Raw genomic sequence first — 23,666 nt, forward strand, 5'->3', positions numbered from 1 at the left:
CAATATATTTTAGATAGAATGATAACCAGAATGCTTAAGACTACTCATCACATGCCATCGGCAACTCCTTAAAATCAGTGCCATCCTAATCGCCACTATATTGTGCTTAGTTTACGTAATTGTCTGCTCTAATGGCCTTACGCCCTCACCTGATTTTAGGTGAGTATTACCAGTCAGGATTTACGCTTATTAGGATGGAATACGCGATATCGTAATCTTGGTTAATTCTGTTGATTATTTAGGCTGTAAAGGAATCATCCAATGAATTTACAAAACACAGCAGTCGCCTCCGTAGATCGCGAATACGAGATCACAATCGTGAGATTCTTCACGGTTATGGCGGTTATTTGGGGTATCGTCGGCATGAGTGTTGGCGTATTTATCGCCTCGCAGTTGGCTTGGCCAGCACTTAACTTTGATATACCGTGGCTAACTTTTAGCCGTTTAAGACCACTTCATACCAATGCCGTGATTTTTGCATTCGGTGGTTCTGCACTGTTTGCAACCTCTTACTATATCGTTCAACGTACTTGTAAGACGCGCTTGTTCGCGCCTTATTTGGCTTGGTTTACCTTTTGGGGTTGGCAAGCTGTCATTGTGTCAGCTGTGATAACGTTACCCCTTGGTATCACCACTTCTAAAGAATATGCTGAGCTTGAGTGGCCGATTGATATTTTGATCGCACTGGTTTGGGTGTCTTATGCCATTGTCTTCTTTGGTACGCTTATTAAGCGTAAGACCTCACACATCTATGTGGCCAACTGGTTCTTTGCTGCTTTTATTATTGCGATTGCTCTACTACATATCGTCAATAGTATGGCAGTTCCTGTGGGTCCATTTAAGTCGTACTCGCTATTTGGCGGCGCGACAGATGCGATGGTGCAGTGGTGGTATGGCCATAACGCCGTTGGTTTTTATCTAACCGCAGCGTTCTTAGGTATGATGTATTACTTTGTGCCAGTGCAGATTGGCCGTCCTATTTACTCGTACCGTCTATCTATCGTTCACTTTTGGGCGCTAATTGCTGCTTATATGTGGGCAGGTGGTCACCATCTTCACTACTCAGCGCTTCCTGACTGGACTCAGTCGCTAGCGATGGTCTTCTCAGTTATTCTATTCGCACCTTCATGGGGCGGTATGATTAACGGTGTTCTAACCTTATCGGGTAGTTGGGATAAGCTCCGTACTGATCCAATCATTCGTTTCTTGATTGTCGCTCTGTCATTCTATGCCATGTCGACTTTCGAAGGTCCGATGATGTCTATTAAGACCGTCAATGCCTTGTCACACAACACTGACTGGACTGTTGGTCACGTACATTCAGGCGCCCTTGGTTGGGTCGGCTTGATCACCATTGGCTCTCTATACGTCTTATTACCACGTATCTTTAACAAGCCCAAAATGTACTCAATTAGCTTAATTACGACGCATTTCTGGTTTGCTACAGCGGGTACTATTTTCTATATCGTGTCTATGTGGATCTCAGGTATTGGCCAAGGCATGATGTGGCTTGCAACCAACCCTGACGGTACATTGGTCTATAGCTTCGTAGATACAGTTGAATTCTCGCATCTACCTTATATTGGTCGTGCATTCGGTGGTCTTTTATATGTCACTGGTATGTTCGTTATGGCTTACAACTGCTATAAAACGATCAAAATGCCTGATGGCAAACCTGTTGATGCAGCTGATCCAACCGATCACGATCCAAATGTCACTGATGTCGATAACGACCCACAAACTGTTAAGGTATAAGGAGCAGTCATGGCTGGTACACCGCATGAAATTATCGAAAAAAATACAGGTTTGTTGGTCATATTTATTGTTATTGCCATCAGCTTTGCAACTTTAGTTGAAATTGTGCCATTAATTTTTGACCAAAAAGGACCGACTGAGGGCGGGGTGAACACTCCCCTCCCAACTATGAAACCTTGGAAAGCGCTAGAGCTGGAAGGTCGCGACATCTATATTCGTGAAGGCTGTCACGTCTGTCACACGCAGATGATTCGTCCGCTTCGTGCTGAGGTCGAGCGTTATGGACCCTACTCTCGTGCTGCCGAATCAAGTTGGGATCACCCCTTCTTATGGGGCTCAAAGCGTACAGGACCTGACCTTGCCCGTGTGGGAGGTCGTTACTCAGATGACTGGCAAACACAGCATCTTATCAATCCTCGCTCTTTGGTTCCTGAGTCGGTCATGCCAGGCTTCCCATGGCTTGCTACTAACGAAGTAGATGGCACTAAAGTTCAAGAAAAAATGCGTCTTTTCCGTGATCGTTTTGGCGTACCCTATACCGAAGAGCAGATCGAAGCTGCGCCTGATGAAGTACTCGGTGCTACTGAACTTGATGCCGTAGTGGCTTATCTTCAGCAACTCGGTACGGCAATGGAAGGACAGCGCTAATGAGTATCGTTGACTTACAGATTTTTGCTACGGTAGCGGCATTTATCGCTTTTGTCAGCGTTGCTTGGTGGGCGTATTCGCCAAAAAATAAAAAACGCTTCGAAGAAGACGCACAACTTGCGCTTGATGATAAAGATAAAGCTGCCCTATCCTCAAAGCCGCGCAATAAGGATGAAAGATGACTTTTTTTTGGAGTTCTTGGATAACGATTTTAAGTGTTCTATGCTGGGCACTTATCCTGGGCGTATTGTTATTCGTACTTAAATACAAGCCAAAGCTCGAAGAAGATGGGACCACAGGTCATAACTATGATGGTATCACCGAATATGATAAGCCACTGCCAAAATGGTGGTTGGTCATCTTCTTTGGCACTATCATTTGGGGCTTAGGTTATTGGCTATTCTTCCCCGCTATCCAACCAGACAGCTGGGATGGTTTAGCCACAGTAGAAGTCGATGGCGAAACCGTACCTTGGACCTCTCGTAATGAGCTTTATAGCGAGCTTGAGAGTAACAATGACGTCTTTATCGCCAGTTTTGAAAAAGATATCTTAGCCAGAGCCAATGCTACAGGTGCTATGTCTTCATTAGCTCAGTTGGACGAATTGCAAAATACGCTCCGTCATAGTGAGACACCGCCTGCTGACTTGCAAAAGCAAATTGAGGCTCAGATCAGTGCCCTAGGACCTTATGTTGCTCAGCTGTCACAAAGCCCTGACGCATTAAAAGTAGGCAGTCGCTTATTTTTACAAAACTGCTCGGTATGTCACGGGTCTAACGCCAAAGGTGCTACAGGCTATCCTAACCTAACCGATAACGATTGGTTATACGGTGGTCAGCCTGAAAACATCCTAACGACCTTACATAATGGTCGTGTAGGTGGTATGCCAGCTTGGCGTGAGCAGATTGGTGAAGATGGTGTTCGTGCTGCTGCTGAGTATGTACTGTCACTATCTCCTAACCATGGCGATGTCCCTGGTAGAACACCAAATGGCGAGCTAGATAAGACACTAGTCGCTCAAGGTGAAGCCATCTTTAAACAAAACTGTACTATCTGCCATGGTGAAAATGGCAAGGGTATGGAGTCAGTAGGTGCGCCTAACTTGACTGATAATATCTGGCTATATGGCGGTGAGCGTGAAGTGGTTCGCAATACTCTACGTCATGGCCGTGCCGGTGTGATGCCTGAGTGGGAGACTAAGCTAGGTAATGAGCGTATTATGCTACTTGCTGCTTATATCTACTCATTGTCAAACAACGCTAATGCGGCGGCGCCAGCACCAGCTGAGCCTCGTGACAATGACAATCTTGAGCTGATCCCTGAGCCTGGCGCTGTGGAAAACACAACAGAAACCACCACAAGCTAGCTTGAGCAATAAACTTGATTGTTTTTAGATAAAAAAGGACTGTAATATTCAGTCCTTTTTTTATGGGCTAAGCTATTCTATACCTAAAGCCACTACCTTAAAGCCAAGTATCCAATCAAGCTACTGGTCAAACAACTGATAGGCTAGACTCACAATAAGACCAAGCTTGCTTCTGGGTTTTAGACTCTGGGTTTTAAATTTTAGATTGGAGCTAATACGCAACCAGTCACTGAGTATTGCATTAAGAACTATCATAATAGCTAACATTGGATGACTAACTGGTGTTAGTTAAAGCAAAACTCCCCACTAAATTATGGAAAAATGGTAAAATACTCATTACCAATTTAGTCGTCTCATTAGTAGGATGTAAGTAGCCCCAATGTATGACTATAGGTTATATCTAGGTTGAGCTTACTACCCCACTTTAGAGCTATAGAGGGCTATCAGCTTGTTTTTAAGCCTATCACTTTGCTTCCTTTATTGACGTTGATAACCCCTTAACGCACCACCATATATAACTCTATATCAATACCAACTCATAATTCAATGATGGCCGTCCAAGTTGAATAGCCACATAGACTTTATGAAAGACGATCGCAAGCCGTACACTAAGTACTGCCAGCTAGTCTGTGTCGCAGCTTTATGCCGGAATTACGACATGCCAGCAGACTGGTTCTTTTTATAAAGAGGCAAGTTTATGTCAGCACAACCCTATAAGATCCCCGTGCATGAGCTAGACGCTACCAAAAAACGGGTCCATCCTCGCTTTGTTAAAGGTAAATACCAAAATATTCGCTTAGTCAGTATGTATTTTTTACTGGCGCTATTTTTGATATTGCCGTGGATTAAGTATGACAACCGTCAAGCAATACTGTTTGACTTTGCTGATCAGCGATTCTACGTCTTTGGTCTGACCTTTTTACCGCAAGATTTTTACTTTTTTGCGTTCTTCTTCATTATTTCAGCTTTTGCCTTATTCATGGTCACGGTCTATGCTGGTCGCGTCTGGTGTGGCTATGCATGTCCGCAAACGATCTGGACCCATCTATATCAACACGTCGAAAAGTGGGTCATCGGTGATAGAAACAAGCGTATCAAGTTTGATAAAGCACCAACAGATGCTAAAAAAATCGCTAAACGTTCGCTGATTTATTTTATCTGGTTCATTATTGCCTTAATCACGGCCTTAACCTTTGTAAGCTACGTCGTAGGTACGCAAGACCTATATTTTAATTGGCAAAGTGCCGGTGCTATTCCCCTACCCAATTGGTCAGGGATGACGCTCATCTTTATTGGCATCTTCACCTTTGCCACTTATGTCAATGCAGGTTATATGCGTGAGCATATGTGTACCCATATCTGTCCCTATGGCCGCTTCCAGAGTGTCATGTTTGATAAAGACACCTTGATTGTCTCCTATGACTACAATCGCGGTGAACCTCGTGGTCCGCGAAAAAAAGGGACACATCCTGATCATCTGGGCGACTGTATTGAGTGTACGATGTGTGTTCAGGTCTGTCCTACCGGTATCGACATTCGTGATGGTCTGCAAGTCGAATGTATTCAGTGTGCTGCCTGTGTCGATGCTTGTAATGAGATTATGGATAAAGTCGGCTACCCGCGCGGTCTTATTCGTTATACCACAGAGCGTCAGCTGGTCGAAAATGAAGATACAAAAATCTTAAGCTGGCGTATCTTTGCCTATTCGATATTGCTTGCTGGCCTTATTGGTATACTGTTATACACGCTTACTGATCGCGTACCGCTTGAGATTGATATCCGCCGTGACCGTAATCAGCTGTCGTCTATGAATGCTCAAGGGTTAATCGAAAATAGCTATATCGTCAAGATTACCAATAAGACGCAAGACAAGCATAATTATACGATTGCTATGGAGCCACAAGACGGGCTTAGCTTACAGCTTCGCTTCAATGAGCTGCCCTTAGACCCTGGTGAAAGCTATGATATGCCAGTAAGTATCTACGGCGACCCTGCGGTCATTAATAAAGGTCAGACACCTGTAACTCTTACCGTTACTAGCGAAGATGGCACTTATTCGGTCAGTAAAGAAAACATCTTTACTACTCAAGGTCAATGATAAAGCTAACATAATGCGCGATGGCTCGTATGCATCGCGTATTATGCTAAGTTGTCTGTGCTGCAATTTCGGTGGTGAATGGAATATCAAGCCTATTGATCGGCTGATGAGGTATAACAAGACAGTTAATCGATATCGTTCATGAGGCTTAAGTTACTTTCTGTAGGTTAACTTTGTCCTGGTTATCCGTATAATACCTTAGGGCTTAAGTTATTTGATTGATGTAAGTGACTTAAGTTACTCGGTGGGATTTATCTTCGCTCGTTCACCACCACTCTCATTCGCTTGTTCTTAGCCTAATAGGTCCTTTATGGCATCGAAGCTAAACTCTTCTAATTTTAAACATCAAGACGCCCAGCCTTGGTACAAAAACTACATGGTGGTCATCTTTGTCATTGGTATGCCTACCTTTGTGGTACTGGCCTGTCTTGGCTTAGTGTATTACTCATTCATCGTGAGAGATACCGTGGTCCGTGATGACTGGTATATGGACGGCAAGACCTTATATCAGGATGTCTCCCGCGATAAACTGGCCCATGATCTTGACCTCCATGGCAAGCTACACTTTGCGCCAGATGGGCAGGTGACCTTCTACCTGAACTATCCTGAGCAGAGTATCCAAAGTGGCAAGCTCCTAAATGGTGCACCCCTCACCTATCCAGACAGCTTAGCATTATCAATATCCCATGCCACCGATATCCATAGAGACCGTGACGCAACATTGGTTCATCAACAAGCAAACCGCTATACCACTCACGTCGATCTTGATGACACTAAAGCTAAATACTATCTACAGGTAAGTAATGATGGCGCGCTTAATTGGCGGCTTCGTGATGTCGCATTGCTCCCAAGAGAGGATTTGACGTTTAATCCGCTTAAGAGCTTTGATGAGCCCCAATAGCTTAGCTATCATCAAAGACCATGACATAACTTCACATCTAATCTCCTTGATGCAACGCCTCCTTTTGGCAACTTCTTTTTGCCTCAGAAAACTTTCCTAAATCCTCCTTATATAAGGGGGATTTTTCGTCTTTGTCGGTGGCAAGCTAAAACACTAGCTAGATATGGACAGGCTTTTATAAGGCTAGACCTAGAATAGCTATAAAATAGGGCAAGTACTGCCCATAAATACTTAACAACGCTTTGATGATAGACCGTCGTAGTAATGAATACTGAATAGTATGAGGTATATGAAGTTGCAAGAAAAAAGCTTAAGCTAACTTGACTATTGGCTACGCTAATAGGTTAAGAGAGACAGATAAGTCATAATAACAGTGTTATTTTTAACGAAACTTGAGAGAGATGGATGACAATAAGCCGTCTCTATAAGTGGTACTAATTGATTTATAAGTTCGACTATGACTGCTGGCTCAATTTACGAGCCATCAACTATGAATAACGATATCCGCAGCCAAACTGACAAGCTACGTCAGCAGCACGATGTCATCATTAGCGAAACTGGAGATTGGGTGCTGCTACGTCATGACGATGTCGGCGCAGCTGCCTTAGATGACCAGCGCTTCTCTAGTCAAGTATCTCGTTTTTTACAAGTTCCCAATGGTCTAGATGGCGCTGAACATCAGCGTTTTCGGGCACTTATCGAGCGTTATCTTAGCCCAGAAGCACTAACACCCTATCTACCGGTTTTTGAGAGAATAGCGGCGGACCTTGTAGCCTCGTTGTCTAAAGGCTCTATCATCGATGCTGTGAGTGAGATTGGCTCAGTGTTTGCTGTTCGCGCGCAGTGTGCTTGGCTGAGCTGGCCCACAGAGCTTGAGCCTAAACTGCTCCAGTGGATGCGTGATAATCATCAAGCAGCTCGCAACAAAGACTCCGCTAAAATGGCGCAAGTCGCCAAAGATTTCGACGACATTATCCACTCCATTATTCGCCCTGACCGAGCGCCTGCCACTTTCACTACTGCGACCAGCGCTACTGCTACCAAGACGGACAGTGTCACTGGCAGATTATGTCATGAGCGTATAGAAGGGCGTGACCTTACTGAAGCGGAGTTGGTGTCGATATTACGCAACTGGACTGGCGGGGATTTGGGACCCATCGCCCTATGCGTGGGCGTTATTACAGTACATCTGCTACAACATCCTGAGCAAGTCCGTGTCTTAGCCTCGGCAGAGGACAGTAAGCTCGAAGCGATGATTGATGAAATACTGCGTATTGATGACCCATTTGTATCCAACCGGCGTATTACCACCTGTCCTGTCCGCATCGGCGAGCATCAACTGCCCAGTGAAACACGGGTACAATTAAACTGGACTTCGGCCAACCGTGATGAGAGTGTATTTGACAGTAACACCTTCGCCCCACAAAAGCATCGCTCTGACAGTCTAGTGTACGGTATCGGCAAATATGTATGCCCTGGCCGACTGCTTGCGACTTGGCAGCTTAGAACTATCACTCGCGCCTTATTAAACAACATCAGCAATATAGCATTGGCCCCCGATGCGATATTAACGCGTGAGCAACTGCCCTTAGGCGGCTATTATAGAGTACCTGTGATTTTAAGCTAAACTGAAGCCCCATTGATTTGTCCGCTTGGACAAGCTTGGCTATATAGAGTCGACTTAGAATAACGAAACTAGCGCTCTACAGCAGCTAACCTACAACAGCGGATTAATCGTTGGTATCTTTTTGGCCGTCTGCTCTTTAGGGCGAGCCTTACTATCTGTCACAGACTTGCTGTATTTAGGGTTAAAGGTCTGGACGTCGGGGGTCACTGGCAGGCCAATCTCCGCCAACCCTTCAGCCTGCCCAGACTGAATATTATCACCTTCAAATAAGCGCTCGTCATCATCGCGATCGAGCTGCAAACTCTCAAAATCGAATAACTCCCGATCGGCCAGCTGCGAAGGCGCTACATTTTGCATGGCTTTAAATATCGATGCCAGTCGTTGTGGGTGGGCATCATCCCATTCACGCAGCATATCATTGATAATTGCACGCTGAAGGTTGGCTTGACTACCACATAAGTTGCAGGGAATAATCGGAAAGTCTTTGTATCTGGCATATTTAATAATGTCTTTTTCTTCGACATAGGCCAGCGGCCGGATCAAGATATTTTGCTTATCATCGCTGAGTAGCTTAGGCGGCATAGCCTTTAGCGACCCACCGTGAAATAGGTTCAAAAAGAAGGTCGCTAAGATATCATCTCGGTGGTGACCCAAGGCAATCTTGGTCGCGCCAATCTGCTTGGCAAAGCCATATAAAGAGCCACGGCGTAGGCGTGAACAAGCTGAACAGTAAGTTTTACCCTCTGGTACGACGCTTTTGACAATACTATAAGTATCTTTCTCTAGAATATAATGCGGAATGCCTTGCTCATTAAGATAGTTGGGCAAGATATCTTCTGGATAGCCTGGTTGCTTTTGATCCAGATTGACCACCACCACGTCGAAGTTAATCGGAGCGATTCGCTTTAAAAACAGTAAGATATCGAGCAAGGTATAGCTGTCTTTACCACCCGAGACGCAGACCATAACCACGTCGCCATCTTCGATCATATTAAAGTCGCGAATCGCCCAAGATACCTGCTTACGCAGCTTTTTCTGTAGCTTACGAAAGCGCACTGAGTTAGTACCCTTGTGCTCTATGGCAGACTCCGTAGTATGATCACTTGTCTCTAGCTCATCTTGCTCTTCTTCGGTTTTGGCCTCGTTCAACTCATAATCTTCATGTGTAATAGGCGTTGAAGCATTCTGATCAGTGGTATCTGGCTGCGGATTGAATATCGTAGCGGTGGTCATAGTATGGCTCAAAATTTGTAAGACGAAAATAAGTAGGACTGAGAAATTACTGGGGCTGGTAAAGACGTATTAAAGTGGCAGCAATTATAGCAAAAATCACCAATAGAAATCTAAGTTGAATCTTGATTCGCTCGTCATGACGCCCTGCTAGCCTAACAGAGCTATGACAACACAGCCGACTATCGATGAGCAATCGACATGCTTAGGAAGGCTATAGTAGTAAAAATAGCAAGAATCGACAGATAGCACTGCGAAACATTGATAAATACTGATAAACACTGACAAACGTCGATGCGTTACTAAGCAGCTGTCGTATCAGCCTAGATTAACTACTACCATCTATAATTTATAGCTTACCGGCATCAACGCTGCACTCCTCGGTACGGATCATCTCAGGATTGACTTGCTTCTGAAAATTATCAATCATAATGCGCTGCACTCGCTCTTGCCAATACTTCGCAAACTGCGCTTTATCCGCATCAGTCGCCGCCCCTGCTCGAATCTTTTGCATCGCCTCTATCATCTCAGGCTTAGGAGGTACTACGTGGGGATTATACAGTACCTTTACGCTAGCAACGGGGGCTTGCTGCTCATCGAGCCGAGTGAAAATCGTATATAAAGGACCTTCAGCGCTGTCATTATTAAAGGTTAGCAAGGCCTGTCTATTGGTCTGGGGTTGTCGAAAAAGACCGCCAAAACCTTGCTTATGCGTAGCACCAGTAATCACACTAATGACATTCGCCATCGCCCCCGTGTGACCGTCATCTTCACGTCCTTTCATTGCCACATGTATAAGGCCTCGAGTGGGTATCTCGTTCGCAAATAGAGCCTTTAAACCTACCACTGTCTGCATCCAAGCGCCAGCGATAGAAGGACATGAATGACCCGCTGTCTTCACCGCGTCGATAAACTGATATTCAAAATAGCCGTCTGACGCACCTAAAACCCTAGCAAGGTTGTCTTGCATAATGATAGGGGTTATCTGTTTATAATAATCTGGATAGACGAGGTTGACTGCTGATTCAGTGGTCATGGTGTCAGACTCCTTTATATTGTGCGTGATAATTAGAGGTAAATTAGAGGTGCTGTTAATCAAATGTGCAACCGATAGTAGCGGCAAAAAACTCAGCCCAATATCACTGTACTCTTTATAGATTGAATTCACTATCTCAACGAGGCAAATAAGATATGAATGTACCGTTCAGTATTAGTGGCAATAGTATTGCGGATAAGCACTATGTTGACCCAGAATCCCTGTTAGTGTGAGGCTTAGCTTATTTGCATCATAGTTACTAGGAACGCTAACGCCCCTCATTTACGCTTTATCTTACTCTCATTGTATCCTTTCGCGGCGAGCGATGAGAGTAAGGTAACCTCAACGCTAATCGTCTGTCTCAGCCTCTCCAACTTCTCTTGCTCTACATTGCTACGGCATTAATCAATGCTAATTACCAACTATTTCGATCTATTATCCTATTGCCAAGAAGTAGTATTTTTTCGAGATTATCTACCGCTTTCGTACGATAGGTTACGCTGCTTTTTATTGCTACTGTATCTCCATAATCTGATTAAGGGAATTGGTCCATTCATACGCCTATTTTCTAGTCTGCGATGTCTTATAAGGATCGGTTCCCTTAGTCGTCACCTACCGCTAGTAAGGATTGCAGACTATGCATGCCAAAGAGCTGCTCGAAATAGAACGCCGCGATATAAGAGCGCTCCACTATACGTGGATCGCTTTTTTTCTTACCTTTTATGTTTGGTTTAATATGGCGCCGCTAGCTACTTCTATGCTAGCCACAGAAAACTACCTTACCCCTGATCACATCAAGCTATTTTTGATCGCTAACGTGGCTTTAACTATTCCTGGCCGCGTTGTGGTCGGCATGGCGTTAGACCGTTTTGGTCCCAGACGCGTGTTTTCATTATTAATGATACTGATGGCCATACCGACTTGGTTCTTTGCCTTTGGTAATTCGGCGATGCAGCTTTTTGTATCCCGTTTATTCATGTCCATCGTCGGTGCAGGTTTCGTCGTCGGTATTCATATGACGGCGCTATGGTTTAAGCCAAAAGACATTGGCTTTGCCGAAGGGTTCTATGCTGGTTGGGGGAACTTTGGCTCTGCGGCAGCGGCCATCACTATCCCTACAGTGGCTCTACAGTTCTTTGGTGGCGACGATGGCTGGCGCTGGGCTATTGCCTTATCTGGTTTGATTATGGCTGTGTATGGTGTCGCGTACTGGTTTTTGCTCACTGATGGCCCAACACCAGATACCCTTAAAAAATCACGCAAAGCAGGTGCTTTAGAGGTATCTACTTGGGCAGATCTACTGTTATATTGCCTATTTATCATCCCTTTATACGGTATTTTGTCGCTGCTGGTATATCGTACTCAAGATATGGGCTTTTTAGATTCTTCTAGCGCTTGGATTTGCTATGGTGTTATTGGCTTAATGGTGTTGTATCAAATTTATAAAGCCATTAGCGTTAATGTCCCTATGATTAAAGCGGGTATTCCTGAAGATGATAAATATCCGTTTACCTCAGTTGCTGCCCTGAATGTGACCTATTTTGCCAACTTCGGTGCTGAGCTGGCGGTGGTCTCTATGTTGCCTATGTTCTTTGCCTCAACTTGGGAGCTTGACCCAACAGTAGCGGGCTTGGTTGCATCAACCTTTGCTTTTGTCAATCTATGGGCACGTCCGCTTGGAGGGTATATCTCCGATCGCATCGGTAACCGCCGTCTGGTTATGTTGATATATATGTTTGGTATTGGTATTGGCTTTGGCTTGATGGGATTGTTAAATGCTCAGTGGCCATTATTTATCGCTGTTGTCTTTACCATCATGTGCTCGGTATTTGTACAGGGAGCAGAAGGCGCAACCTTTGGTATTATTCCTTCAATTAAGCGTCGCCTTACTGGTCAGATATCAGGCATGGCAGGTGCTTATGGTAACGTCGGTGCGGTCTTCTATTTATTTCTATTTACCTTGGTGGAGCCCAACCAGTTCTTTTTCATTATCGCTGGTGGTGCATTTTTAGCTTGGATACTTTGTTTCTTCTGGTTAAAAGAGCCTGAAGCTGCTTTTGGTGATGAATATAAAATGTCATCAGTCGATCGAAGACTTGCCGAAGAAGGCTAGGTGAAAAACTTGCACCCGCTTTATCACTTTACCGCCTGAGACTAGATCAGGCGGTTTTTTATTATCTTATCTTTCTTGATTGTCTTATCTTTTTATAGAAGCTATTATTTTAATCCAGTCAATACTCACCTAAATCATGCCCCTGCCGCTATTTTTTCACCCCCACTGACTTACAAAGCTATTCACAGCTCAAAAACAGCTCACTGGCGCAGCTTTAAAGTATTTGAGTTAAAGGACTATATTAATCTCATGGCTATAAATGATTCACCGCCCAAACTGCCGCTTCTACGCGTGAGCGCAGGCCTGTCTTATGCAGAATATTTTTCACATGGACTTTAACCGTCGATTCGGCGATGCCCAGCTGATTGCCAATCATTTTATTGCTCGCCCCTTCTGCAATCATCTGGATCACTTCTAGCTCTCGACTGGTGAGATTACTCGCAATCTCGTCAACACTTGGCGTTCTTAAAGCCCGCGCTAATATTGGTGCTAAATCGGGACTAATAACCAGCTCTCCGCGTAGAATCTTTCTGATATCACCAATAATCTCATCAGGGTCCATGTCCTTGAGTAGATAGCCATCAACGCCTAGCTTGAGTGCCTCTTGAACATCATCACCAGAGTTAGAGACCGTAAAGAGAAGGATTTTAGCTTCAATCTCGCGCGCCTTAATCTCTTTTAGCGTTTCGATACCACTTAACACCGGCATCCTATGATCTAAGATAACCAGATCGACCTTGTGATCCTGCAAATACTCTAAAGCCTCACTGCCATTGTCTGCCTCAGCGACTACCTCAACATCAGACTCCAAACTTAGTAAATCTAACAGCCCTCGCCGGAGCATTGGATGATCGTCAACCAATAGCAGCTTAGCTGGTGAGACACTGGTATATACATTAGTAGTCATAAATTGCTCTCAAATCAAAAATATTTTTAAAAGTTAAGTTATTCATTATTCATAAGCCTATATCCTTATGGGGTCTGTGGGCGCTAGCCTATTGCCTCACTCTTGCACTCGTTATTCCTTACTCATATTTTTATCAAAAAATTCAGGAACGAATTCAGTGGTGACCACCGTACCCGAAGGCACATAGTCAGATATCGTCAGCGTTCCCCCTAGGTTATGCGCCCGCTCTTTCATAATCATCAAGCCATGGTGCTGTGATAGGTCTATATCTTTACTGTTAGATATGCCGATCCCATCATCAGTGATACTCATAATAATATGGGTTTTTTCTTCATTATAGCCAAGTAACACCTCGACATTCTTAGCCTGTGCATGCCGACTGATATTGGATAAGGCTTCTCTGGCGATTTGGATTAAATCGACTTGCTCAGTAGCACTAAGATTAAGAGACATGACCCGATTGGTCACGATAATGTCAAATTTGCCTTTCAGTGCAAACTCATTGGCGGCCTCATGCAAAGCTTCATCAAAACTGTCATTGTTAATCGTCAGACGAAAGGTGACCAATAGCTCACGCAGCTCTTGATATGCTGAATTTAGCCCTGCCTTGATCTGGGTAGTGTGCTGCCAGATATCAGCGTTCTTTTCTTGTTCTCGCTGAGTAACTTTAGCCAGATGCTTCTCTAGTACGCTGACTTGGATTTTGAGATAGGACAATGACTGTGCCAAGGAGTCATGCAGCTCTCTTGCTATGGTTGAGCGCTCTTCAAATAAGATCAATTGATGTTCTTGCTGCCTTTGTCTACGCATCGATAGCGCGGTACTAATTAAGTTCGTCAGTGCAATGATCAACTCATTATTCTCTTCCATTACTGCTGCTACCGTATTCTCAATCGTTTTGATACGTTGCGGCGATTGCTCCGAATCAAACGCTACTAACTCACCAGCAGCGGCATTCACCATCTCCATAGGCTTCGGCGTCACCCTAAGCTCGCCAAACTGCACCTTTTGATGAATGATGGGATAAGACTTGGTGTGAATATGGTGTTTCAGCTGACAGTTATGACAAGCAAGTTTATTACACAGCTCTTTCATCTCATCGCCATGCAAGGCGATAGAGTCTTGATTATTGAGCACCTCGTTTTGAATGCATAAAGTAAACTCTAAGTACGGCAAAATCTCACCAAAATCCGCAATTAAGCTATCCAACTTATGAAGACTAACTTGGCTGGTCGTCAGATGTTTGGCGAAATCATAGAGTAATGAGAGTACTTGGTTGGCCTTAACCAAATGCTGCGTTTTAGTCTGTACTTCTGATTTAAGAGAACTTTGATAACTCTCAATGGTTCGAGCCATATCATTAAATGAGTTTCCAAGCGCTCTAAACTCAGCATACCCATTAATAGTAACATCGGTATCTAGCTTGCCCCGCTTGAAACTACTATTCGCTTTAATGAGCTTACGCACGGGTATGAGGACATTTTGTCGAAGCTCGTGCATACCCACAAGCATGATAAAAATGGTCAATACTAGCGAGGTCAGCTGAATGATCTGCTGCCAGTTCTGCCGCTTCTCGTTACGATACTGTAGCTGGCTTACAAAGTTATCAACATCAGCGATGTAGCGCAGCGATGCCTGATAAAACCGCTGGTCATCTTGCACTAATAATGCAGGCTTTAGGATATTGTCCCATTGGTTCTCTATATTGTTTAGCTGCTTCGTTATTGCCTCATGTTGATTAGTAGTCGCCTGCTGGTATTCACGCAGTTTATCGATTCTCGCCTGCATATCCACAACCAGATCTGTCTCATCATTAACCTGTGTCCCAACTGCCGTAGACGCTCCCCGTTGCTTACGATTAAGTCGCTCAGTCGTTAGACGGTAATTGATACGATAAGTTGCCATTCTTATAGAACCCGCCGTATTAATCGCTTGGGCATCTGACTCAGAGGCCCAAGCTAATATCCCACTACTAAATGTCGAAAGCAGGCACAGGCCGGTAATGGTAAAAATCGCAAGCCACGCGCGAATAGGCAAAGAATCGGGTAAGACATTTTGCAGCATAATTGGGGGTTAACCTATGGTAACTGTGCAGCGCTTAGAAGCTGTTTAGTGTTGATAAACCTTTTAGCCATCATAAATAACGATGTATAACGACGTATTCATAATAGTGCGCTACATAAGACAGGTGTGGGCCTAGATTGCATGTATCTAGATATCTAAATCTTTCTGCCTGAAACCTAGGCTTATAGGTGTTTTGTTAGCAGCTTGGCTCTAGGCGAAGCATAGCACTTTATCATTAACCTTTTTGCCCCTTCTATACCTCTAAAGTATTACTTAACTATAAGTAGGCTAAATTACCACTAATGGACGTTAAGCTACGCCCTTGTACTAATAGTCATACATAGAATAAACCAGTAAGGTAACTGCTTAGCAACTGTCTATCAAAAAGTAGTAACAGGACTGACCCGATTGACCACGGTGAAGGAAAATTTAATAACCAATACTGAGCGCTGCATAGGATATAAGCTCCTCATTTCAGAATGAGCGCATCGCTTCATATTGATAGGCAGTGAACGATATATACTCTACTAAGAGAGGTTTATATGAAGAATGAGGACAGTCTTAAAGGTGGTAAACTCATTACAGACTGGCGTCCTGAAAGCGAAGACTTTTGGGAAAACGGCGGTAAAAAGGTAGCCAATCGTAATCTATGGATATCTATTCCAGCCCTGCTTCTCGCCTTCGCCGTTTGGATGGTCTGGAGTGCCGTCATTGTACGCCTGCCAGATATTGGCTTTGCCTTTGATCAAAAGCAGCTGTTTTGGTTGGCAGCACTGCCAGGATTGTCGGGAGCTACTTTTCGTATTTTTTATTCATTTATGGTGCCGATATTTGGCGGTCGCCGCTGGACTGCTATCTCGACCGCTTCACTACTTATTCCCTCCATATGGATGGGATTCGCGGTGCAAAATCCAAATACTCCCTTTAGTGTATTCGTAATTATTGCCTTACTGTGTGGATTCGGTGGCGGTAATTTTGCATCGTCAATGTCGAATATCTCCTTCTTCTTTCCTAAGGCAAAGCAAGGTACTGCTCTTGGTCTAAATGCAGGCCTAGGTAACCTTGGCGTTTCAGTAATGCAGTTTTTAGTACCGATCGTCATTGGCTTTGCGGTATTTGGTGCACTCGGTGGTCAAGCACAGATGACAGCCTCAGGTCAGCAGCTCTATCTGCAAAACGCAGGCTTTATTTGGGTACCTTTTATCGCTATTGTCTCGATTTTGGCTTGGTTCGGTATGAACGACTTGTCGTCTGCTCAGGCCTCCTTTAAAGAGCAGTCAGTCATATTCAGTCGTAAACACAACTGGATCATGTGCATTCTATATATGGCGACATTTGGGTCTTTTATCGGCTTCTCAGCAGCCTTCCCTATGCTAATCAAAAACTCTTTTCCGCATATAGATGCCTTAAAGTTTGCCTTTTTGGGACCGTTAGTGGGTGCCCTATTTCGTCCACTGGGTGGCTGGATCTCTGACAAGCTTGGCGGCGCTAGAGTAACCTTTTGGAATTATGTGATTATGATTTTGGCGGTAGTAGCCGTCATGTATTTCTTACCTAGTGAGACTCGTCCTGGCAGCTTTGTCGGTTACTTTATCTCATTTATGGTGCTATTCATTACCACAGGTATCGGTAACGGCTCGACTTTCCGCATGATTCCCGTCATCTTCCGCACCTTTCATGAACGACTTGGTACTAAAGACATTGTGGTGCAATCTAATAAAGAGTCTGCTGCTGTGGTCGGCTTTACCTCTGCTGTCGCGGCTTATGGTGCCTTCTTTATTCCAAAAATGTTTGGTTCAGGACTGGGCGTCTACGGTACTTTCATCGCCTTAATCATCTATTACTTAGTGTGCATAGCCTTGACTTGGTGGTACTACAGTCGTGGTAACGCGGAATATCCTTGCTAGCCATTCGTGATATGGCTCCTGATGAAAGGCCAAAAATTAAAGTCACAGTATAGACGCGAAAAACAAGCATTAAGACCTTACCCAAAGTACGAACAGTTAACACCAGTTAAGTATTTTGATAGTAATCTTACTGCTGTCTCTATCGTAATTACTGTCATTATCGTACCGCAACTATCAACGTTAATTTGAAGTCGGCCAAGTAAAGTCGGCTTCAAATTATCTGCTAATCCAGCTGAGTATTAAGTCACGTCTTTTCACCTACTAAAAGTGCTAAAGGATTTAATTTATCTTTAGGTATAGCCCTTAAACGCTCTTACTACTTAACTTCTCTTAGTTTCTCTTAGTTTTGAAACCTTCTGTACTACTAAAGGGGTAGGCATCTGCCCACCTTAGTCAATTGGTACAGTGAGAATATCTCTCTAAACTACGCTTATCGAAATTGTACTTATCGCTTTTATGCTGCCGCTGAGTCTAAGACTTCGCTACGCGCATAAATAGCACCACTATAGAGGATAGCAAAATGAGCCATTTACTCGACCAATTTCGTTTTTTTAAACGCAAAAAGTCAGAGTTCGCCGATGGACATGGCGAATTACGAAACGAGTCTCGTGATTGGGAAAATGTCTACCGTAGCCGTTGGCAATACGACAAGATCGTACGCTCAACCCACGGCGTAAACTGTACTGGATCGTGCTCTTGGAAAATCTATGTCAAAAACGGTCTGGTCACTTGGGAGACTCAGCAAACTGACTATCCGCGTACCCGCCCTGATTTACCCAACCATGAACCCCGTGGCTGTCCTCGCGGTGCAAGCTATAGCTGGTATATGTACTCGGCCAACCGAGTCAAATATCCCAAAGTACGCAAACCGCTCCTTAAACTGTGGCGAGCGGCCAAAGCAGAATTTTCTGACCCAGTAGATGCTTGGGCCAGTATCGTAGAAGACCCAGCTAAGAGCGAACAATACAAGTCTAAGCGTGGCCTTGGCGGCTTCATCCGCTCGACATGGGCTGAGGTCAATGAGATTATCGCTGCCAGTAATATCTATACTGCCAAAACCTACGGCCCAGACCGTATCATTGGCTTCTCCCCTATTCCAGCGATGTCAATGGTGAGCTATGCAGCAGGCAGTCGCTATCTGTCGCTTATTGGCGGCGCTTGTCTTTCATTTTATGATTGGTACTGCGATTTACCACCGTCATCTCCTATGACTTGGGGCGAGCAAACGGACGTTCCTGAGTCTGCCGACTGGTACAACTCCGACTATATCATCGCTTGGGGCTCTAACGTTCCGCAAACTCGGACTCCCGACGCACACTTCTTTACCGAAGTTCGCTACAAAGGGACTAAAACGGTCTCTATCACCCCTGACTATGCTGAGATATCCAAACTAACTGACCTTTGGCTAAACCCAAAACAAGGTACCGATGCGGCAGTGGGTCAAGCCTTCTGCCATGTCATTATCAAAGAATTTTATCTCAAGCAGCCAAGTGACTATTTCTTGGATTACGCCAAGCGCTATACCGACCTGCCCATCCTAGTCATGCTAGAAGGTGAAGAAGGCAAACGTCGACCAGGGCGCTACCTACGTGCCTCAGATCTGGTGGATAACCTCGGTCAAGAAAATAATCCAGAATGGAAAACCATCGGTCTCAATAAAGACGGCAATCTGGTCTCGCCACAAGGCTCTATTGGCTACCGCTGGGGCGAAAAGGGCAAGTGGAACATTGAGCAAAAAAATGGCACTACTGGGGAGGACATCGACTTAACTTTAACGCTTAAAGATAGCGGCGAGGTCAGTCAAGTTGCCTTTGACTATTTCGGTCATACTTCTCACCCCTACTTCACCTCGGTCGAAGGGGACGCGCTACAAGTAAAAAACGTACCTTGTAAGACAGTTCAATTGGCCGATGGCAGCACAGCCGTCGTCGCTACTGTGTTTGATTTAACGGTAGCTAACCTTGGCGTTGATAATGGCGTCGGCGGCGAGCATGTCACCGATGACTACAATGACGCTACCGTTCCAGGAACGCCAGCATGGCAAGAAGTCATCACTGGCCTCAGCCGTGAGCGCGTTATTCAAGTTGCTCGCGAATTCGCTGAGAACGCCCATAAGACGCATGGTAAGTCGATGATCATCATCGGTGCTGGTATGAACCACTGGTACCACCTCGATATGAACTATCGCGGCGCTATTAACATGCTTATGCTCTGCGGCTGTATTGGCAAATCTGGTGGCGGCTGGGCGCATTACGTCGGTCAAGAGAAGCTACGGCCACAGACAGGCTGGTTGCCGCTTGCTTTTGCCTTAGATTGGCAGCGACCACCACGCCACATGGCAGGTACGAGCTTCTTCTATCTGCACAGCTCACAGTGGCGGCATGAGACGGTCTCTGCCCATGAGATATTATCGCCGCACGCCAATAAGCACATCTTCCCAGAGCACATGCTTGACTACAATATTCAAGCCGAGCGGGCCGGTTGGATGCCCTCAGCGCCGCAGTTAAACCGAAACCCGCTGACTATCGCTGCAACCGCTAAAGCAGCGGGCAAGTCGATTGAAGACTACGTCGTGGACTCTCTTGAACAAGGCAGCCTAAGCTTCGCCTGCGAGTCGCCTGATAGTCCGCAAAACTTCCCCCGCAATATGTTTATCTGGCGCTCAAACCTACTAGGCTCATCAGGTAAAGGTCATGAATACATGCTCAAGTATTTCTTGGGCACCAAAAATGGCTTATTAAGTGATGAAAACCTCGCAGGGGATCTGCAACCGAAAGAGGTTGACTGGGTCGAAGATGCGCCTACTGGTAAGCTCGATCTAGTGGTGACGCTTGATTTCCGCATGTCATCTACTTGCTTGTATTCTGACATCGTACTGCCTACCGCCACGTGGTATGAAAAAGATGACATGAATACCTCAGACATGCACCCCTTTATCCATCCTCTCACTGCTGCCACTGATCCTGCTTGGGAGTCAAAAACAGATTGGGAGATCTATAAAGGTATCGCTAAATACTTCTCAGCGCTATCGGTAGGTCACTTAGGAGTAGAGACCGACGTTGTAACTCTACCCATGCAGCACGATAGCCCTGGCGAGCTGGCGCAGCCCTTTGGTGGCAGTGACTGGAAAACAGCGGGTGAAAAGCCCAAACCTGGCATCAACTGCCCGATGATCAAAGTCGTCGAGCGCGACTACCCCAATACTTATGCCAAATTCACCTCGCTTGGGCCTTTAATGGAGAAGCTGGGTAATGGCTCCAAGGGTCTGAACTGGGATATGAAAGTCCAAGTCAAAGACTTAGGCGATCTTAACCACCGTGTCACTGAACCTGGCATAGCTGAAGGTCGTCCTCGTATTAATACCGCTATTGATGCCTCAGAGACTATCTTAATGCTGGCCCCTGAGACCAATGGGCATGTGGCAGTCAAAGGCTGGGCAGCCCTATCAGAATTCACTGGTCGTGATCATACTCATCTGGCTAAGTCTAGCGCCCATGAGAAGATTCGCTTCAGAGATATCGTGGCCCAACCGCGCAAGATTATCTCAAGCCCCACTTGGTCAGGTATCGAGTCAGATGAAGTCAGCTATAACGCCGGCTACACCAACGTCCATGAGCTGATTCCTTGGCGCACCATCACTGGCCGTCAGCAGTTTTATCAAGATCATCCTTGGATGCAGGCCTTTGGTGAGCAGATGCAGCAGTATCGCCCACCTATTGATACCAAAACCACCGAAATCATACAAAACGCTAAACCCAATGGTAATGACGTAGTGGTCCTGAACTTCTTAACACCACACCAGAAGTGGGGTATCCACAGTACTTACTCTGAAAACCTACTCATGCTGACACTAAGCCGTGGCGGTCCTTGTGTGTGGATGTCAGAGATTGATGCCAAAAAAGCAGGCATTGAAGACAACGACTGGATCGAGGTGTTCAATAAGAACGGCGCGATTACGGCGCGCGCTATCGTCAGCCAGCGCGTCAAAGAAGGCATGTGCATGATGTACCACGCTCAAGAAAAACTGGTCAATATCCCAGGCTCTGAGCAGACCGGAACACGCGGCGGTATTCACAACTCAGTGACTCGTGCCATCTTGAAACCGACGCACATGATTGGTGGTTATGCCCAGCAAGCCTATGGCTTTAACTATTACGGTACTGTCGGCTGTAACCGTGACGAGTTCGTCGTCGTGCGCAAGATGTCTAAGGTCGATTGGCTAGAGGATAAGCCAGATGACTCGCTACCTCGTCCTTTGCCAACTAATCTTGACGACGATCGCCCCGTCCACAGCTAGATACGGCAACCACTACCCACTCGGTACTCTCTCACTAGCTCCGGCTTAACTGCTAGGGCTAGTGACGGGATTACCAAAGCAGGTAAATTCTTATTCAATCTCGGAGCACACACCCATGAAAATTCGTTCACAAGTAGGCATGGTGCTTAATCTCGATAAATGTATCGGTTGCCATACCTGTTCAGTGACTTGTAAAAACGTCTGGACCAGTCGTGAAGGTATGGAATACGCCTGGTTTAACAACGTTGAATCCAAGCCCGGTATTGGCTATCCCAAAGAATGGGAGAACCAAAACAAATGGAACGGTGGCTGGATTCGCAATGCCAACGGCACCATCAATCCACGTATCGGCGGTAAATTTAGAGTACTCGCCAATATATTTGCCAACCCTGATTTGCCAGAAATCGATGACTATTATGAGCCATTCGACTTTGACTATCAGCATCTACACACCGCCCCTATCAGCAATCATCAACCGATCGCCCGACCTCGCTCTGCCATCACTGGCAAGCGTATGCAAAAGATCGAATGGGGTCCAAACTGGGAAGAGATCCTCGGTTCGGAGTTTGAAAAACGTCGCCGCGACAAAAACTTTGATAATGTCCAAGCCGAGATTTACGGTGAGTACGAAAACACCTTTATGATGTACCTACCACGTCTGTGCGAGCATTGCCTCAACCCAACGTGTGTGGCCTCTTGCCCAAGTGGTGCTATCTACAAGCGTGAAGAAGACGGCATCGTCTTGATCGATCAAGAAAAATGCCGCGGTTGGCGCATGTGTATCTCAGGCTGCCCATACAAAAAAATCTACTACAACTGGAAGTCGGGCAAATCTGAAAAATGTATCTTCTGTTATCCTCGCATTGAGTCCGGTATGCCCACCATCTGCTCAGAGACTTGTGTCGGCCGTATCCGCTATCTTGGCGTCCTGCTTTATGACGCCGATAAAATCTCTGAAGCGGCTAGCACCCCAAATGAGCAAGACTTATATCAGGCTCAGCTCGATGTATTCCTAGACCCTAATGATCCTGCTGTCATTGCTCAAGCCCTAGCTGACGGTGTACCGCAGTCTGTCATAGATGCCGCCCAGCGCTCTCCTGTCTATAAGCTGGCGATGGATTGGCAGCTTGCCCTACCGCTGCATCCTGAATATCGTACGCTACCGATGGTCTGGTACGTACCACCATTATCACCTATTCAAAATGCAGCCGAAGCGGGCAAAGTAGGTATGGATGGTCTCATCCCTGATGTCGACAGTCTGCGTATCCCTCTTCGCTACCTTGCCAATATGCTAACCGCTGGTGATGAAGCGCCGGTGCGCTTAGCTCTTAAACGCCTGCTTGCTATGCGCAGCTACAAGCGTATGCAGCTGGTCGATAAGCAAGAAGTGCAGAGCATATTAGATGAGGTAGGTCTAACCAAGCTACAAGTCGAAGAGATGTACCGCTACCTTGCGATTGCCAATTATGAAGACCGATTTGTCATCCCCACAGCGCATCGTGAAGAAGCGATGAGTGATGCCTTCGCTGAGCGTAACGGCTGCGGCTTTACCTTTGGTGAGGGCTGCTCAGGGCACTCTGACACCAATATGTTCGGTCAACGTAAAGCCAACCGCCGCGACTTCATCGATACTGTTCAAAAGTGGGAGGCTTAGATGTCAATTGATACTGTACAACCCTTGAATACGACCAATATGTATGAGGTGCAGCAAGATGAG

At 45.6% G+C, this 23,666-nt stretch carries 15 protein-coding genes; 11 read left to right on the top strand and 4 right to left on the bottom strand.

What is annotated here, in order from left to right:
• Positions 1-261 precede the first annotated feature (261 nt).
• From ccoN to EGV92_RS01820, 7 genes are all read left to right on the top strand, one after another.
• Positions 262-1,755: a cytochrome-c oxidase, cbb3-type subunit I gene (gene ccoN, locus EGV92_RS01790; RefSeq protein ID WP_131667499.1), complete on the top strand. Its 1,494-nt coding sequence runs from the start codon at positions 262-264 to the stop codon at positions 1,753-1,755.
• Between the two features lie 9 nt (positions 1,756-1,764).
• A complete protein-coding gene (ccoO, locus tag EGV92_RS01795; protein ID WP_131667500.1) occupies positions 1,765-2,403 on the top strand; it encodes a cytochrome-c oxidase, cbb3-type subunit II in 639 nt (212 codons plus the stop codon).
• Positions 2,403-2,585: a cbb3-type cytochrome oxidase subunit 3 gene (locus EGV92_RS01800; RefSeq protein ID WP_131667501.1), complete on the top strand. Its 183-nt coding sequence runs from the start codon at positions 2,403-2,405 to the stop codon at positions 2,583-2,585. The genes ccoO and EGV92_RS01800 overlap by 1 nt, the downstream gene beginning before the upstream one ends.
• Positions 2,582-3,769 carry a cytochrome-c oxidase, cbb3-type subunit III gene (gene ccoP, locus EGV92_RS01805; RefSeq protein WP_131667502.1) on the top strand — a complete coding sequence of 396 codons (1,188 nt, stop codon included), beginning with the start codon at positions 2,582-2,584 and terminating at the stop codon, positions 3,767-3,769. The genes EGV92_RS01800 and ccoP overlap by 4 nt, the downstream gene beginning before the upstream one ends.
• Before the next feature lie 697 nt (positions 3,770-4,466).
• A complete protein-coding gene (ccoG, locus tag EGV92_RS01810) occupies positions 4,467-5,867 on the top strand; it encodes a cytochrome c oxidase accessory protein CcoG (protein WP_131667503.1) in 1,401 nt (466 codons plus the stop codon).
• A 310-nt stretch (positions 5,868-6,177) separates the two neighbouring features.
• Positions 6,178-6,768 (top strand): FixH family protein, encoded by a 591-nt coding sequence (locus EGV92_RS01815; protein WP_131667504.1) that lies wholly within the window; start codon positions 6,178-6,180, stop codon positions 6,766-6,768.
• A 490-nt stretch (positions 6,769-7,258) separates the two neighbouring features.
• On the top strand, positions 7,259-8,395 hold the full coding sequence (locus EGV92_RS01820; RefSeq protein ID WP_242678561.1) for a cytochrome P450: 1,137 nt from the start codon (positions 7,259-7,261) through the stop codon (positions 8,393-8,395).
• 90 nt (positions 8,396-8,485) lie between these two features.
• Here the strand turns inward: EGV92_RS01820 and ttcA are convergent, their stop codons facing one another.
• Positions 8,486-9,565, bottom strand: coding sequence for a tRNA 2-thiocytidine(32) synthetase TtcA (ttcA, locus tag EGV92_RS01825; protein WP_423227886.1), 1,080 nt, complete (start codon positions 9,563-9,565; stop codon positions 8,486-8,488).
• Between the two features lie 409 nt (positions 9,566-9,974).
• The gene (locus EGV92_RS01830) at positions 9,975-10,661 is read right to left on the bottom strand and encodes a hypothetical protein (RefSeq protein ID WP_131667507.1); all 687 of its coding nucleotides are present in this window, start codon (positions 10,659-10,661) and stop codon (positions 9,975-9,977) included.
• A 637-nt stretch (positions 10,662-11,298) separates the two neighbouring features.
• Here EGV92_RS01830 and EGV92_RS01835 point away from each other — a divergent pair.
• A complete protein-coding gene (locus tag EGV92_RS01835; RefSeq protein WP_131667508.1) occupies positions 11,299-12,774 on the top strand; it encodes an MFS transporter in 1,476 nt (491 codons plus the stop codon).
• Between the two features lie 253 nt (positions 12,775-13,027).
• Here EGV92_RS01835 and narL read toward each other — a convergent pair whose 3' ends face one another.
• Positions 13,028-13,681: a two-component system response regulator NarL gene (narL, locus tag EGV92_RS01840; RefSeq protein WP_131667509.1), complete on the bottom strand. Its 654-nt coding sequence runs from the start codon at positions 13,679-13,681 to the stop codon at positions 13,028-13,030.
• 111 nt (positions 13,682-13,792) lie between these two features.
• Complete coding sequence (locus tag EGV92_RS01845) at positions 13,793-15,745, bottom strand: histidine kinase (RefSeq protein WP_131667510.1); 1,953 nt, start codon at positions 15,743-15,745, stop codon at positions 13,793-13,795.
• Positions 15,746-16,287: 542 nt separating this feature from the next.
• Here EGV92_RS01845 and EGV92_RS01850 point away from each other — a divergent pair.
• The 3 genes from EGV92_RS01850 (at position 16,288) to narH (ending at position 23,603) form a co-directional block, all read left to right on the top strand.
• The gene (locus tag EGV92_RS01850; protein WP_131667511.1) at positions 16,288-17,652 is read left to right on the top strand and encodes a NarK family nitrate/nitrite MFS transporter; all 1,365 of its coding nucleotides are present in this window, start codon (positions 16,288-16,290) and stop codon (positions 17,650-17,652) included.
• 520 nt (positions 17,653-18,172) lie between these two features.
• Positions 18,173-21,949 (top strand): nitrate reductase subunit alpha, encoded by a 3,777-nt coding sequence (locus EGV92_RS01855; RefSeq protein WP_131667512.1) that lies wholly within the window; start codon positions 18,173-18,175, stop codon positions 21,947-21,949.
• A gap of 115 nt (positions 21,950-22,064) precedes the next feature.
• Positions 22,065-23,603, top strand: a complete 1,539-nt coding sequence (narH, locus tag EGV92_RS01860; RefSeq protein ID WP_131667513.1) for a nitrate reductase subunit beta — start codon at positions 22,065-22,067, stop codon at positions 23,601-23,603.
• The last annotated feature ends 63 nt before the right edge of the window (positions 23,604-23,666 follow it).

Origin of the sequence: Psychrobacter pygoscelis, assembly GCF_004335015.1 — a bacterium.
GTDB lineage: Bacteria > Pseudomonadota > Gammaproteobacteria > Pseudomonadales > Moraxellaceae > Psychrobacter > Psychrobacter pygoscelis.